Origin of the sequence: Sporosarcina highlanderae, from assembly GCF_030433715.1 — a bacterium.
GTDB classification, from domain to species: domain Bacteria; phylum Bacillota; class Bacilli; order Bacillales_A; family Planococcaceae; genus Sporosarcina; species Sporosarcina highlanderae.
On sequence record NZ_JAROCC010000003.1, the window covers coordinates 96,792 to 111,851 of the forward strand.

The window sequence follows — 15,060 nt, forward strand, 5'->3', positions numbered from 1 at the left end:
TGACGTTTCTTTTGATACAATAAAGAATAATCATGTTTTCGTGGATGGGAAGGTGAAGGTAGATGAGTGAACAAGTAATAGTGGATCTGTTAAAAGCTGTTGGACTATTTTTCTTGAATCCTGTTTGGTTGATTGCCCTCGGAGTGGCGGTCGGGTTAGGGTATTTTCGGGTGAAAAAGGAAAGACGAAGCTTCCTTGTTCGTCTACATCCCGGCTTGACGGAAATGAAAAAGCTGTTGGCTGAATCATGGATGCCCGCTCTGATTCTTTCGATACTACTATCGGGGGTCGGGTTGACTGTTGAAGTCTCTTGGATAGTCCTCTTTTCATCAGTAGCTGTTTTTTCTATGATTTCGTTCTTTTATCAAATTGCATCGCCAATCTACTTTGCAGCAATCGCGTTTTTCGGTTTATATGCACTGCAGCAATTCAAGCCGGAATTTACATTTCGTGGATGGTCTCCAGGTAACGTAGATTTACAAGGTGAAATGGCGTTGACGGTAGCTGTTATTGCGGGCCTCTTTCTCATAGCAGAAGGCTTCCTCATTCGCCGACATACCGTTGACTATGCATCTCCCTTCATGACATCTACCAATCGGGGGTTACGGGCTGCCGCTTTTAAAGCTAAACGGTTATGGCTTTTACCAATTGTATTTCTTGTGCCTGGGGATTTCATGACAGCTTTCACGCCCTATTGGCCGCAGCTGACACTTGGCGCAGTGACTTTCAGTTTTTTACCGGTGCCGATTGTCATTGGCTTCTCTCAAATTGCGAGGGCAAGCTTCCCGGACGTCCTATTTCCTAAAATTGGACAAGCGGTAACCGTTCTGGGATCGATTGTCGTTGTAGTCGGTGTAACTGCTTGGTGGCTACCGGTTATGGGTTGGGCAGCTTTGCTCATCGGTGTTATCGGTAGGGCGACAATTTCCATAGTTTTCGCTATACGTGAACGAAATGGCGGATTTGCCGCTGCTCCTAAACCAACGGGAGTTATCATTGCGGGAATCTTGCCGGAGTCGCCAGGTGAAAAGCTTGGGCTTGTTCCAGGTGAATGCATCCGGAAAGTGAATGGCATCCAAGTTTCGAATGAAAAGGAATTATATGATGCCATACAGGTAAATGCTGCGCATTGCCGTTTGCAGGTGATTGGCCGCGATGGGGAAGTACGGCTCATGCAGCAAGTGCTCTATCGCCATGATCATCATCGGTTAGGACTGTTAGTCGTCCGTTAATCCATTTGGAAGGGATAGGTGGGAAATGGATATTGCCACATTGGAAACAAAATTGTTGCTTGCGCTGTTTCTTCCGGGGCTGCTCGTTGTATTTTTTACGAGGGTCACTTTCCATCATCTTGTCGGGCTTGTGTTAACGATAGCGCTAATTGCGGCATCGGTTTATGCAGGTTATACACATAACTGGATTCTTTATGCAGCGGATGCGTTTTCGCTTACGGTTGGTTTCTGGTATGCGACGCGGATGGTGAAACGGGCGAAAAAGCAAGGGCGTACTGTTGATGAATAAATAGGAAAGCCGCTCCGGTTATGGGGCGGCTTTTTGAATGATTTCGATTGAAATTAATTACATAAATAGACCATAAACCGCGAGAATGCCGATTGTTCCAAGGACTACAGACATGACGCCGCCTCCAAGGAATGCGATGAGGAATGCTGTCGCGGCTCCGATTATACCGAAAAGGATGTTGCCTTTCTGTACGAAGATGATGGCGGGAAAGATTAGTGCCCCCAACACCGCATACGGGATGTTGCTAAGTACGCCGCTAACGATCGGAGGCAATTCTTTTCCGTCAAGGAAAGTGAGCGGCACCATCCTTGGTAGGTACGTTACGATTGCCATTCCAGCTAACATCCACCAGTAAGTTGCTCCCATTAGTTCCCCTCCTTTTCATTGTAGTGGCTTTCTTTACTTTTTTCTCTTCGGGAATAAATAATTTCCACCAAAATTGCTGAGCCAAGTGTGGAGACTAATATCGCCCAGCCGGTTGAGAGCAGTTCACCGAAATAGATGATACAGTGAATAGCTGCTGCAAGTGCTGCGAGCATGACGACTTTACGATTGCCTTTCATTGCAGGTACAAGGAGACCGATGAACATTGCGTACAAGGCGATGGACATAGCAATTTGTAGGAAATCTGGTAAGTTAGCGCCGATAACATAGCCGACTGCAGTGAAGATCACCCAGCTTCCATAGGCGATTAATGTAACTCCAAAGGCGAATGATGTAGTGATTTTTTCTTCTTTCCTTGTTGCAAGGACTGAAAAAGATTCGTCTGTAATGCCGAATGCGTAGATCGATTTTATCCATTTCGGTGCGCGATGCATCTTTTCATTCAGGGAAGCCGTCATTAGGAAGTGTCGGATGTTGACGATAAAGGTGTTAATGACAATAGTGATTGGATCGACTCCAAAATTAATTAGGCTGAGCGCTATGTACTGTGAAGCACCTGCGTAAACGAATATGCTCATGGCGGTTGCTTCGATGAGTGAGAGCCCGGTTGTTTTGGCAAGCAATCCGAACGTTAAAGCAATCGGGAAGTAACCAATCGCGATGCTGAGTCCGGATTTCAGCCCGGAGTTGAACTGATTATTCATTAAATAGTCACATCTTTCTTATATGTATAATTGAAATTATACTATAAATTTCATGTTTTGGTGGTATTCTATAAGGGAAATGGGAATAGTCGAAGTAGTAATCTATTAATGTGAATCTGTTTACGATGAGGGTGTTGAGAATGGGTGAATGGTTAGATATTGATAAAATAAGTGAAATGGTTGCACAATATAAGGCGCTTGGACCGTTAATCGGTATTTTACTACCGTTCATAGAATCATTTTTGCCGTTCTTGCCACTTTTCGTATTTGTAATAGCGAATACGGTGGCCTATGGAATTTGGTATGGATTTATTTTGTCATGGGCAGGAACGGTGGTCGGGTCATATGCTGTATTTTTGATCATCCGAAAATATGGTAGAAATCGATTGTTACGCTTTTTGACAAAGCATGCTCGTGTTCAGCGGTTGATTGGCTGGGTGGAGCGGAATGGATTCGGGCCGCTGTTCATATTGCTTTGCTTTCCATTTACGCCTTCAGCGCTTGTGAATCTTGTTGCGGGCTTGTCGAATATGAAGAAGAAGAGTTATTTGGCGGTTCTTCTTGCGGGGAAGTTCGTAATGATTTTCACGATAGGTTTTATCGGATATGATTTGAAGGCGTTGCTGACGCAGCCAATCCGTACTGCGATTGTTGTTGTGATTATCGTGTTGTTATGGGCGGTTGGAAAATACTTTGAGAAGCGTCTTGATAAGAGAGTGGATGAGGAATCAAGCACGATTTTTCATGAGGAAGACGAGTGAGTTTTGGGGTTTATGCGTGTTTGGCGTGGAATATGCGTGAGTTTCGGAGTTTATGCGTGTTTGGCGTGGAATATGCGTGAGTTTTGGAGTTTATGCGTGTTTGGCGTGATTTATGCGTTTTTGGTCTTGAGTATCCTTAAAAAGGTATGATGCAAATAGTTCCTGTCCTCCTTATCTTTCGGTACAATGAAAGGAAGGAAGATAGGGATTTTTATTTTGATTGGAGGGGTGGACGATGACGTTGCGTTTTGTAACCGGTAGAGCCGGGACTGGGAAGACGACGTTGATAGAACGGGAGATTGCGGCTGAGCTTGAACGGGATCCGCTTGGAGCTGCAATCATTTTGATTGTTCCGGATCAGATGTCGTATTCGATGGAACATAGTTTGTCGGTAAACTTCGGTTTGAACGGGATTATCCGGGCGCAAGTGTCGACATTCAAGCGGCTTGCGTGGCGGGTTCTGCAGGAAACGGGTGGCATTACGCGCAAGGAGGTCGATGGCTTCGGGTATCGGATGCTTGTGCGGAGTGTGCTTGAAGAGAATCGTGACGAGTTGAAATTATTCCGGCAGGCGGCCAATAAAAGAGGATTCACTGAAAAAATCGGTGATCTAATGAAAGAATTCAGCAGGTACTGTTTGGATCATGAAGCGTTAAATGGATTGCAACAGGAATTGTCCACTAAAAATGCACCGCGAACGTTGCAGGACAAGGTCAGTGATCTAACGCTGCTTCTTACGAAAATAGAGGAGCGACTTGGCACCTCGTATGTGGATAGTGAAGGGCATCTTGCTTTATTGACTTCGCAAATTAAGCATTCGGACCTGGTGAATGGCGCGGACATTTATATAGATGGTTTTGAGAGTTTCACTGCACGGGAGTATGAAATACTAACGGAATTACTGAAGTACGGAAATCGTGTGACTGTCGTGCTTCCGATGGAATCGGATCTATCCGGGCATGCGGATCATGAACTGTTCTTCAATCCTGTACGGACATCGTTGAGACTAAGGGAAATTGCGCGCAATGAATCGGTGGATATCGAAGAGGGAATCCACCTTGGACAGGCCCTACGATTTAAGAATGAGGAACTTCGTCATTTCGAAAGGGAATTTGATCTTTATCCACCGAAGGAAAGACCGTCCGAGGGTGCAGTAACATTAATTGAGGCGATGGATCGCCGGGCGGAAATCCATGCTGTGGCAAGGAAAATCCGTGAGCAAGTGATGAGAGGCGGACGTTATAAAGGAATTTCGATTTTGTACAGACAACCGGAAAAGTATGATGAATTAATCGAAACGATTTTTTCGCAATACGATATTCCTGTGTTCATTAGTAGGAAAAAGCCGATGCTTCACCATCCTCTGATCGAATTTTCTCGTTCCGTTTTGGAGGCTGTGACATCAGGCTGGTCATATGAATCCATTTTCCGGGCTGTGAAGACAGATTTGTTCTTTCCGCATAAGGAAGATAAGCTGATTTGGCGTGAACGTGCGGATCGTCTTGAAAACTATGTGATTGCGAACGGAATCTACGGGAAGCGGTGGATGGATGAAATCCGCTGGAAGGTGAAACGGTACCGTGGACTGGAATTGCATACGACTGTGCAGACCGATGAGGAATTGCAGCAAGAACGAGAGTTGCATACGATCAGGGATTTGATCCGTGATCCGTTGAATACCTTTGAAGCTGCTTTAAAGCGGGCTAAGAATGGACGTGATTTTGCAAGTGCAATGTTTTCATTCATGGAATCCTTGCATGTATTCGATAAAATCATCGATTTAAGGGCGGATGAGGAGCGTGCCGGCAGGTTGTTGAATGCGACAGAGCATGAGCAGGCATGGAATTCATGGATCAATGTCCTTGATCAGTTCGTTCTCATGTTTGGAGATAAGGACATGGACTTGAAAGAGGTAGCGCGGATTTTGGATGAAGGGTTTGATACGCTCGAATTCACTCGGATTCCACCATCTCTCGATCAAGTGACTGTGACGACCATTGAGCTTGCGAGTTTGATGGATATCGAAGTGGGGTTCATCATCGGCGTAAATGATGGCGTCCTTCCACAGCGAGTTGACGCGGAAGGGATTCTTTCAGATTCGGACCGGGAATGGTTTTCGAAGAGTGGCCTTGAGCTTGCGCCATCCTCCAAAATGAAGCTAATGGATGAATCGTATATGGCGTACAGGGCATTTACGTCTGCGAGGGAGAAGCTTTTCGTCTCTTATCCGATTGCAGACGAGGAAGGGAAGTCGCTCTTGCCGTCCCTTTACATTCAGCGGATTGGGCAGTTGCTGCCTAACATCGGTTTACAGTTAGCCGTGTCGGATCCATCTGAGCTGATAAATAAGGACGAGCAGATCGACTACATCATTCATCCAAGAACAGCATTGCCGTACGTTTCGATGAAAGTGAAGGAAGCCAAGCAAACGGGACAGCTTGAGGCTGAATGGCAGGCTGTCCTTACCTATTACGAGGATGATCCGTTATGGTCATCCGTGCTTGAACATATAACGAAACCAACGATTAGCCGCAACGAGACAGAACGGCTTGCACCAGAAATCACGGAAGGTCTGTATGGAAAATCATTCGTTTCAAGCGTTTCCAGGGTGGAATCATATTACAGCTGCCCGTTCCAGCATTTCGCCTCATACGGCTTAGGATTGCAGGAACGGATGGAATATACATTGGAAGCTCCGTCAATCGGGGATCTGTTCCACGCTGCGTTAAAATGGATTTCGGATGAAATGAACCGGACAGGGAAGTCATGGACAGAATTATCCAAGGAACAATGCTGGCAACTGTCGAGGGATGCGATGGAATTCATCACACCGATGTTTTTCAATCGTATTCTGCTGTCAACGAGCCGCTATCACTATATCCGCCGGAAATTGACGCATATCCTTACGCGGACAATTTACGCACTTGGCAAGCAGGCGACGAAAAGCGTTTTCCGACCGGTCGCTATAGAGGCTGCGTTCGGACCAGGTGAACAGTTGCCGCCGCTTGAAATCCCGCTTCGTCGTGGCAATAAAATGAATCTCCGCGGAAGGATAGACCGTGTGGATGCAACAGAAATTGATGGAAAGAATTACTTAAGGATTGTCGACTATAAATCTTCTGCAAAGCAATTGGATTTAACGGATGTCTATTATGGTGTTTCCTTGCAGATGTTGACGTATTTGGATGTCGCGGTTGAACATGCGGAGGAATGGATTGGCTTCAAGGCGGATCCGGCAGGCGTATTATACGTACATGTTCATAATCCGATGATCAGGACAGAGTTAGAGTTGACCGAGGATTTGGTTGAGCAGGAAATAATAAAGTCTTATAAAATGCGAGGCTATCTGTTGGATGACACGGAAGTTGTCATGGGAATGGATGCGCAGTTAGGTAAAACGTCGTCCGTCATCCCGGCCGCTTTGAAAACGGATGGGACATTTTCAAAGACTTCAAGGGTGCTGACTTCGGATGACCTGCAAGTCGTAAGGAAGTTTGTCAGATACCGCCATCAGCAGGCTGGGGACGGGATGCTTGCGGGAGATACACGAGTTTATCCGTATAAACTGAAGGACAAGATGCCTTGCCAATATTGTTCGTATCGATCGGTTTGTCAGTTCGACCCGACTAATCCGGAGCAACTGTATCGCCAGTATGAAGATATGAAACCTGAGGAATCTCTTGAGAAAATGAGGAAGGATGTGATGGATAATGGACATTCCAGTTAAACCGGCAGATGTGACGTTTACAGATGCCCAGTGGAAGGCGATATGGGCGACAGGCAAAGACATCCTTGTATCGGCGGCAGCCGGTTCAGGAAAGACGAAAGTGTTGATTACACGGATGATTGAAAAGGTGTTGAGCACGAGCAATCCGATCGATGTCGATGAATTGCTTGTCGTCACGTTCACGAATGCTGCTGCGGCTGAGATGCGCCACCGGATGGCTGAGGCACTTGAAGAAGCGATTACCGTTAACCCGGATTCAATCCATCTGCGCAGGCAATTGAACCTTTTGAATAAAGCCCAAATTTCCACATTGCACTCCTTCTGTCTAAATGTCGTAAAACAGTATGCCTATCTTCTTGACATCGACCCAGGATTTCGTATTGCGGATAGCACGGAAGCAGCGTTGCTACGCGATGATACGATCGGGGATGTGCTTGAAGATGCCTATAATGCGGAAAATCCCGAAGCGATGTACCGTCTTGCAGATAGCTTCACTTCAGACCGTAACGACCAGTCAATTGAGAAGCTAATCGACAAGCTCTACGATTATTCAAGGGTTCATCCATCGCCTGAAAGATGGCTCCGGATGATTCCGATGCAATATGAGATCGGGGAAGACATCACGATTGATGAATTGGATTTTGTCGGCCCGTTGAAAACCGCAATCCGTCATACGCTTGAAGAAGCGATTGCGCTGACTGAGGACATGAAGCGAATTGCATTGATGCCTGAAGGTCCCGAGCCGCTTGCCGCGACTGCGGAAGCTGATTTGCAATGGATCAGGGAGGCGAAGCGGCGTATCGAAGAAGGGACTTGGGAGGAAACGTATTCCTTCTTCGGAACATTGACTTGGGTCAAAGCGGGAACAATTAGGAAAAACACATGTGATGAAGAGTTGGCGAAACGAGCAAAAGTAATTAGGGATTCTGTGAAGAAAATCATAAATTCATTGAAAGAATCCTATTTTGCGCGTACTCCCGCACGTCTGTTGGATGAAATTCGTCTAATGGCCCCTGCAATGCATACACTTGTCGGGTTGGTCATAGATTTCGGGGAACGTTATAGTCGCGTCAAAATGGATAGGGGACTTGTTGACTTCTCGGATTTGGAGCATTTTGCCTTGCAAATTCTTGCGAGAGAAGTAGACGGTGAACTGGTACCTTCGGATATTGCAGCTGATTATTTGGATCGATTTGCAGAAGTTCTTGTTGATGAATATCAGGACGTCAATTTGTTGCAGGAAGCGATTATCCAATTGGTGAAACGTGGTAGCGAAGAAGATGGGAATTTATTCATGGTTGGAGATGTGAAGCAGTCGATTTACCGTTTCCGGTTGGCGGAGCCAGGGTTATTTCTTGGGAAATATAGTCGATTTACGTCGAATGATGGAGAAAAAGGGCTTAAAATCGATTTGAACGCGAACTTCAGAAGTCGGAAAGAAGTATTGGATGCAACGAATTTCATCTTCTCACAAGTGATGGGCAAACGTGTCGGTGAAGTAGATTATGATGATGCGGCTGCACTGAAATATGGTGCGCGTTATCCGGAAAAAGAGTCCGCTGCGGCATTGACCTTGCTTTATGAGGATGAAGAGGATGATGTCGACATGGAAGCAACCGAACTGACTGGACAAAGCCTGAAAAGTTCGCAGGTGGAAGCAAGGTATATGATCAAAAGAATCAAAGAGCTTATGGCTTCGGGTGCTGAAGTTACGGATGCATTCACGGATAAGCGGCGCCCTCTTGAATATAGGGATATCGTTATCTTGATGCGATCGATGAGTTGGTCGGGGGAGATTGCTGAGGAATTTAAGCTTGCGGGCATTCCGATTTACGCTGAATTGTCACATGGATATTTCGACGCGATCGAAGTGATGATCATGCTTAATACATTGCGTGTCATCGATAATCCTTATCAGGATATTCCGCTTGCTTCCGTGCTTCGGGCTCCATTTATAGGCATGACGGAAAATGAACTATCCCAAGTCCGTCTTGTCGCAAAAAACAAGCCGTTCTATGAAGCATTGAAACTGTTTATGGCAATCGGTGGGACAGGTATAGCTCCTGAAACACAAATGAAGCTGCAACGCTTTTTCCTGATGTTCGAAGACTGGCGCAATCAGGCTCGTCGGGGTTCATTGGCAGAGCTAATATGGCAAGTGTTTTCGGATACCCACTATTATGAAATTGTCGGTGCAATGCCAAATGGAAAACAACGTCAAGCAAACTTACGGGCATTGCATGACCGTGCAATCGATTATGAAAAGACGTCATTCCGTGGTCTATTCCGCTTTTTACGTTTCATCGACAGGATGCAGAAGCGTGGGGATGATCTTGGCGCGGCTCGTTATGTCAGCGATACGGAGGATGTCGTCAGAATCATGACAATCCATTCATCGAAAGGGCTGGAGTTCCCATATGTATTCATAGCGGGAGCTGGCAGGCAGTTCAATAAGATGGATTTCAATGAACCGTATTTATTCGATCAGCATTTCGGTCTTGCAGTCAAGGCAATAGATCCCGATCTTCGCATTACGTATACATCTCTGCCATTTCTTGCAATGAAAGAGAAGAAGGAACTTGAGATGCGAGCCGAGGAGATGCGCGTGCTCTATGTGGCGATGACGCGGGCGAAGGAGCATCTTGAAATCATTGCATCTGTCAAGGATATTGAAAGAAGAATCGGCAAATGGCAGGATGCTCAGTTATTGGAGTCCGGTACAATGTTGCCGGAATATACAAGATCCCGGGCAAACGGGTATTTGGACTGGATCGGACCTGCAATTGCGAGACATTCGGATTTCGAGAAGTTCGGTGTTATGTATGGTGGAAGTTTAATGTCTGACTCTTCCAAGTGGGAGATTTCCGCATATCCGGCTTCTTCATATATTGATTCTCAGGTGGAATCGGATGAAACTGAAGACAGACAGGAACCGGTTCCTGTCGATGCGGCAGATGAAGCGGACTGGTCCTCCGAAGTGAACCGGAGATTCGATTTTGTCTATCCGTACATGTCATCCGTTTCGAAGCGATCTAAACAGACGGTTAGTGAGCTGAAAAGGGTGTCGCTGCTTGAGAGAGAAGACGAATTCAATGATTTCTTTGCAACGAAGGACGATGAAGCAAGCACACCATATTTGCATGCCCGACCTTCGTTCATGCAAACAAGGGCATTGTCGGGAGCAGAAATCGGAACTGCCATGCATACGGTCATGCAGCATATCGATTTGACGAAGTCCCATACAACACAGGAAATTGAAGGATTTATCGAAGAGTTGACGACTCGTCAACTGCTCACTCATGACGAGGCAAATGCTGTTAACGTGAAGAGTATTGTCCGGTTTTTTGAAACTCAACTATTCAAGCGATTATCAGAGTCAAAGCGAATTCTTCGGGAAGTCCCATTTACGTATGCCTTTGACGGAAAAGACGGGGATTATCAGATTTTACAAGGGATTGCTGATTGTTTATTCGAAGAAGAAGATGGTTGGGTTCTTTTAGACTATAAGACGGATCGAATCCGTGGGATCTTCCAGACGGGTGACGAAATCAGTGATGAAATGCAGAAGCGCTACGGCATTCAGTTAAATCTATATAAGAAGGCTGTCGAGTCAATTGTTAAAATAAAAATAAAAGAAATGGTCCTTTATTTGTTTGACGGGGAGAGGATTGTACAAGTTCAGGAGGAATCGGTTTGAAAGTCTCACCAACGATTGGCAACAGAATTGATTCTTTAGATATGCTAAGGGGCTTTGCGCTTCTTGGGATTCTCATCGCGAATATGCTAAGTTTCCATTCGCCATATTTCTACATTGACGCATTGACCTATTTTGGGACGCCAGGCGATGAAGAGTCATACAAGCTTATTAATATTTTCATTGAAACAAGTTTTTATCCTATATTCGCGATGATGTTCGGTTATGGCTTGAATATGCAATATGAAAAGGCAAACGCGAACGGCGTGAATTTTGCCCCTATTATGGCGAGACGTCTTGCCATTCTTATGGGTTTCGGCCTGATTCATGCGTTATTCATCTGGTCGGGAGATGTTCTATTCACGTACGCAATAATGGGCTTCATCATGATTGCAGCCGTTCGAATTCCTAAGAAGTGGCTTCTTTGGATTGCGTCATTGGTTTATTTGATTCCTTCTTTATTATTTATAGGGCTAATCTATGTAATAACAATGTTTGACCCGAACCAACTGATGGAAGGTTTTTCTGATATCCAGCAGATTGAAAGGGCCATCACTGCCTATGGACATGGGACATACGGTGAAGCATTCGTGTTCAGGATTTCTGAATGGATATTATTCGGTCTGACAGGCTCATTCATGGGTGTATTCATGATTCTGCCGTTAATCATGATAGGCTCTGCTTTCTCTAAAATGAAGTTATTTGAACGAGCCTCTGAATGGAAAGGGCGAATAGCCATCGTTGCTATTTTAAGTCTTGCGCTCGGGATTTTCATTAAAGCATGGCCGTATATTGACAACACGCATACGTACTACAATACATTGATACAGCAACTTATTGGTGGTCCGATATTGGCTATTGGATACGCATGTGTCATCATCCTCTTATGTCAATTGCCTATTTTCATAACCATTTTCCGGCCGGTTTCAAAAGCGGGCAGAATGTCGTTGACAACGTACCTGATGCAATCTGTTATTGCGACACTTATCTTTTACAGTTACGGATTTGGACTATACGGGAAAGTGGATTTGGCAACCGGGACATTGATAGCTGTAGGTATTTTTGCGATTCAAGTGATTTTTGCCGAACTATGGCTTATGAAGTTCAGAATGGGGCCATTTGAATGGATTTGGCGCAAAGGGATATATGGAAGAAATATGCCGAAAAAAGAGGAGAACGGGAAAGTTTTGTAGAATTAGTGGATGTATGGGCGAAGAGCGCTTATATAATTGATTAAATTAAGTTTTATCCAAATTATGAGGAAGGATGGGCTTGTACATGAAACTTTTATCGTTCCGGTTTGAAGGAAGAACATTATTCGGTCCGAAAGTGAAAAAAGAGGAAGCGGTCTGGGATGTGAAATCAATTGCCGAGGCATTCGGTGAAAAGGATTTCCCTTCAACAATCATCGAAGGAATTGCAGGAGGTTTGGAGTTTGTTGAAAAGGTGAGGAAACTCGCCGAACAGGCTCGGAATAGTGAGAATCCGGAACAATTCAAATATGCTTTTACGGAGATTGAATGGCTTGCCCCGGTACCACGAACGCCTAAAAATATACTTTGTGTTGGACGCAACTATGCCGAACATGCGGCGGAGATGGGTGCTGAAACACCACCTGAAAAACTGATGATTTTCACAAAATCGCCGACTTCGATTGCTGCAGATGAACAAAACCTTTTAGCTCATGCGGATCTCACGGATAGCTTGGATTATGAAGGTGAATTGGCTGTTGTAATCGGTAAAAAAGGGAGCAAAATCCCGAAGCAACTTGCTTATGACCATGTTTTCGGCTATACGATTGCAAACGATGTGACGGCACGCGATGTACAATATGGCCATAAACAGTTCTTCCTTGGGAAAAGCTTGAACGGCACTTGTCCAATGGGTCCATATATTGTGACGAAGGACGAAATTCCGAATCCTCATCAGCTTTCAATAGCGACTAAGGTGAATGATGAAGTGCGCCAAAATGGGAATACTGCAGATATGATTTTCAAAATAGATGAATTGATTGCCGAAATCTCAAAATATGTAATGCTTGAGCCGGGAGATGTCATTTTGACCGGTACACCTGCAGGAGTCGGAAAAGGACTGAATCCACCGAAGTTCTTGAAGGCTGGGGATACAGTGAAGATTTCCATAGAAGGTATTGGAACGCTCGTTAACCGTTTCGTGTGAGACCATTTTTCTACTATTGGTAGGCCATTCTATGATAGGATAAATAGGAATTATACAAGATGAGGTGAACAGTTTGGGCTTTTTGTCAGATACAACCCATTTTCATATTTTTACATGGGTCGTTGGGATAATCGTTTTTCTCGTTGCAGCTGTAATGGCTAACGGGACGAAAGGCAAGAAAATTACGCATATGATTGCACGCCTATTTTATGTGCTGATCATAATTTCGGGCGTAGCGCTTTTCATCAAAGGAATGGATTACGGCAGAGGTGCCGAATACGGTATCAAATTCCTTCTTGGTTTAGTGACAATCGGGATGATGGAAATGGTATTGGTCCGTTCCGCAAAAGGGAAATCTGTAACAATGTTTTGGGTATTGTTCTTCGTTTTTCTACTCGCAACAATGTTCCTTGGCTTCAAATTGCCGATGGGCTTTGAATTCTTTTAATAGTGAAATGAAAGTAGGGCCCGCTGGCGAATGATGCCAGCGGGTTTTTTAATTGGTAGACTGTCACTTCGCCCATTCACAAATTAGACTCATTTTCCCGGCAGTAAGTCATTTTTCTATTCATTACATGGCGGGGAGCGTGCTGTTTTGATAAAATGGCAAGAGATAGCTCGGTAGGGAGGCTTTTTTGTGAAAAGAAAACGTATTATGGGCTTTATTGCCATTTTCCTTTTGTTCATATCAACGGTTATGCCGGTGGGTGTTTCTGCAAAGGCAGAACGAAACATCAATGATGAAAGCATATATGATCTATTGGTAGATCGTTATAATAACGGTGATCGCAAGAATGATTTGGATGTTGATATTCATGATGATTATGCGTTCCATGGTGGGGACTTTGTCGGAATAGAGGGCCGCTTGCAACATATCATCGAGATGGGCTTTACAATGATTTCTATTGGACCAGTATTTAAAAGCGAGTCATATGATGGGAACAAAGCACTTTCATACTCCGAGTTGGATCCGCATTTCGGGACGGATGACGAACTTACGGATTTGGTAAAGGAAATTCATAAACAGAAAATGAAAGTGATTGCGGATTTTCCGCTTAGCAAGGTAAGTGCAGATCATGAGTGGACCAAAAATCGTACGCATAAATTTACGCATTCAGCGGATGGTACAGTCAATTGGGATCCCGCAGATTCAAAGGTTCGGGAGGACTTGATCGCTGCTGTAGTCGGTTTTATTACTACATATGATTTGGATGGAATTCGACTTACACAATTGGATGGATTCGATGACGCTTATTTGAATGAAATGATAGCGGCTATCCACGATGCTCGTGAAGGTTCGTATGTACTGACAAATGAAGATAGTGGTGCGAATTTTGACTCCACTCCAAGTGAACATAAGATGGAGGCGCTACGTCAGACATTTATGAAGGTGGATCCGGATTCAGCTCCGATAGATGTTTTTAAGGACAATGATGAGGGTAGATTGATTCAATTTGATGATTTAACGGGACCCCGTCTAACGTATGATATGGTGGAGGCAAGGATGTTCCCGCCTACCCGATGGAAAGTGGCAGCAACTGCGTTATTTACGCTGCCGGGAGTTCCACTTATGACGTATGGTACGGAAATCGCGGTAAACGGAAAAGAAGCGCCTGAAAGCCATCCGTTATTCAATTTTAAAACCGATATGGAATTTAAGGAATTAATCGGTAACCTTAATATATTGCGCAATAAATCAGAAACGCTCCGAAATGGTGAATTTGAAATGCTTCACAATGAAGATGGATTCATCGTATACAAAAGATCTTCGAAAGACGAAACGTGGATAATTGCTGTAAACAACACGTCTAAAACGGCTAACTTCGAAATTCCGTCAAACATGATTGGCGAAAAGAAGAAGCTCCGCGGAGTATTGGACGGCGATCTTATCCGCGAATCTGACGACGGCGTATTCCGTGTCGTTCTGGATAGGGAACTTGCGGAAGTATATATCGCTGATGATGATAAAGGGTTCAACACCCCTTACCTAATTGCGTCGATTCTTGTCTACGTAATTTTCCTTGGATTCCTGTTCCTTGTCATTAAAAAGGGACGAGCAAGAAGAAAATCGGAAAGTAAAAAAGCTTGATA

The 15,060-nt window shown here is 44.7% G+C and carries 11 protein-coding genes; 9 read left to right on the forward strand and 2 right to left on the reverse strand.

Going from position 1 to position 15,060, the window contains the following annotated elements:
- Positions 1-62: 62 nt before the first annotated feature.
- Together P5G49_RS05025 and P5G49_RS05030 are read left to right on the forward strand one after the other, a co-directional pair.
- Positions 63-1,232, forward strand: coding sequence for a PDZ domain-containing protein (locus P5G49_RS05025; protein WP_301242390.1), 1,170 nt, complete (start codon positions 63-65; stop codon positions 1,230-1,232).
- Positions 1,233-1,257: 25 nt separating this feature from the next.
- Positions 1,258-1,521: a CsbA family protein gene (locus P5G49_RS05030; RefSeq protein WP_435877182.1), complete on the forward strand. Its 264-nt coding sequence runs from the start codon at positions 1,258-1,260 to the stop codon at positions 1,519-1,521.
- Between the two features lie 57 nt (positions 1,522-1,578).
- Here P5G49_RS05030 and P5G49_RS05035 read toward each other — a convergent pair whose 3' ends face one another.
- Both P5G49_RS05035 and P5G49_RS05040 read right to left on the reverse strand, forming a co-directional pair.
- Positions 1,579-1,887: an AzlD domain-containing protein gene (locus P5G49_RS05035; RefSeq protein ID WP_301242391.1), complete on the reverse strand. Its 309-nt coding sequence runs from the start codon at positions 1,885-1,887 to the stop codon at positions 1,579-1,581.
- A complete protein-coding gene (locus P5G49_RS05040; protein WP_301242392.1) occupies positions 1,887-2,609 on the reverse strand; it encodes an AzlC family ABC transporter permease in 723 nt (240 codons plus the stop codon). The genes P5G49_RS05035 and P5G49_RS05040 overlap by 1 nt, the downstream gene beginning before the upstream one ends.
- 140 nt (positions 2,610-2,749) lie before the next feature.
- Here P5G49_RS05040 and P5G49_RS05045 point away from each other — a divergent pair, with 140 nt between their 5' ends.
- The 7 genes from P5G49_RS05045 to P5G49_RS05075 all read left to right on the forward strand — a co-directional run bounded on the left by P5G49_RS05045 (position 2,750) and on the right by P5G49_RS05075 (position 15,058).
- Positions 2,750-3,370, forward strand: a complete 621-nt coding sequence (locus P5G49_RS05045; protein WP_301242393.1) for a TVP38/TMEM64 family protein — start codon at positions 2,750-2,752, stop codon at positions 3,368-3,370.
- A 235-nt stretch (positions 3,371-3,605) separates the two neighbouring features.
- Complete coding sequence (addB, locus tag P5G49_RS05050) at positions 3,606-7,097, forward strand: helicase-exonuclease AddAB subunit AddB (RefSeq protein WP_301242394.1); 3,492 nt, start codon at positions 3,606-3,608, stop codon at positions 7,095-7,097.
- Positions 7,081-10,794 carry a helicase-exonuclease AddAB subunit AddA gene (addA, locus tag P5G49_RS05055; protein ID WP_301242395.1) on the forward strand — a complete coding sequence of 1,238 codons (3,714 nt, stop codon included), beginning with the start codon at positions 7,081-7,083 and terminating at the stop codon, positions 10,792-10,794. The genes addB and addA overlap by 17 nt, the downstream gene beginning before the upstream one ends.
- Positions 10,791-11,984, forward strand: coding sequence for a DUF418 domain-containing protein (locus P5G49_RS05060; protein ID WP_301242396.1), 1,194 nt, complete (start codon positions 10,791-10,793; stop codon positions 11,982-11,984). The genes addA and P5G49_RS05060 overlap by 4 nt, the downstream gene beginning before the upstream one ends.
- Positions 11,985-12,069: 85 nt before the next feature.
- Entirely contained in the window at positions 12,070-12,969 is a 900-nt protein-coding gene (locus P5G49_RS05065) for a fumarylacetoacetate hydrolase family protein (RefSeq protein WP_301242397.1), read from the forward strand.
- Between the two features lie 73 nt (positions 12,970-13,042).
- On the forward strand, positions 13,043-13,417 hold the full coding sequence (locus P5G49_RS05070; RefSeq protein WP_301242398.1) for a YisL family protein: 375 nt from the start codon (positions 13,043-13,045) through the stop codon (positions 13,415-13,417).
- 189 nt (positions 13,418-13,606) lie between these two features.
- Positions 13,607-15,058, forward strand: coding sequence for an alpha-amylase family glycosyl hydrolase (locus P5G49_RS05075; protein ID WP_301242399.1), 1,452 nt, complete (start codon positions 13,607-13,609; stop codon positions 15,056-15,058).
- Positions 15,059-15,060: the final 2 nt, after the last annotated feature.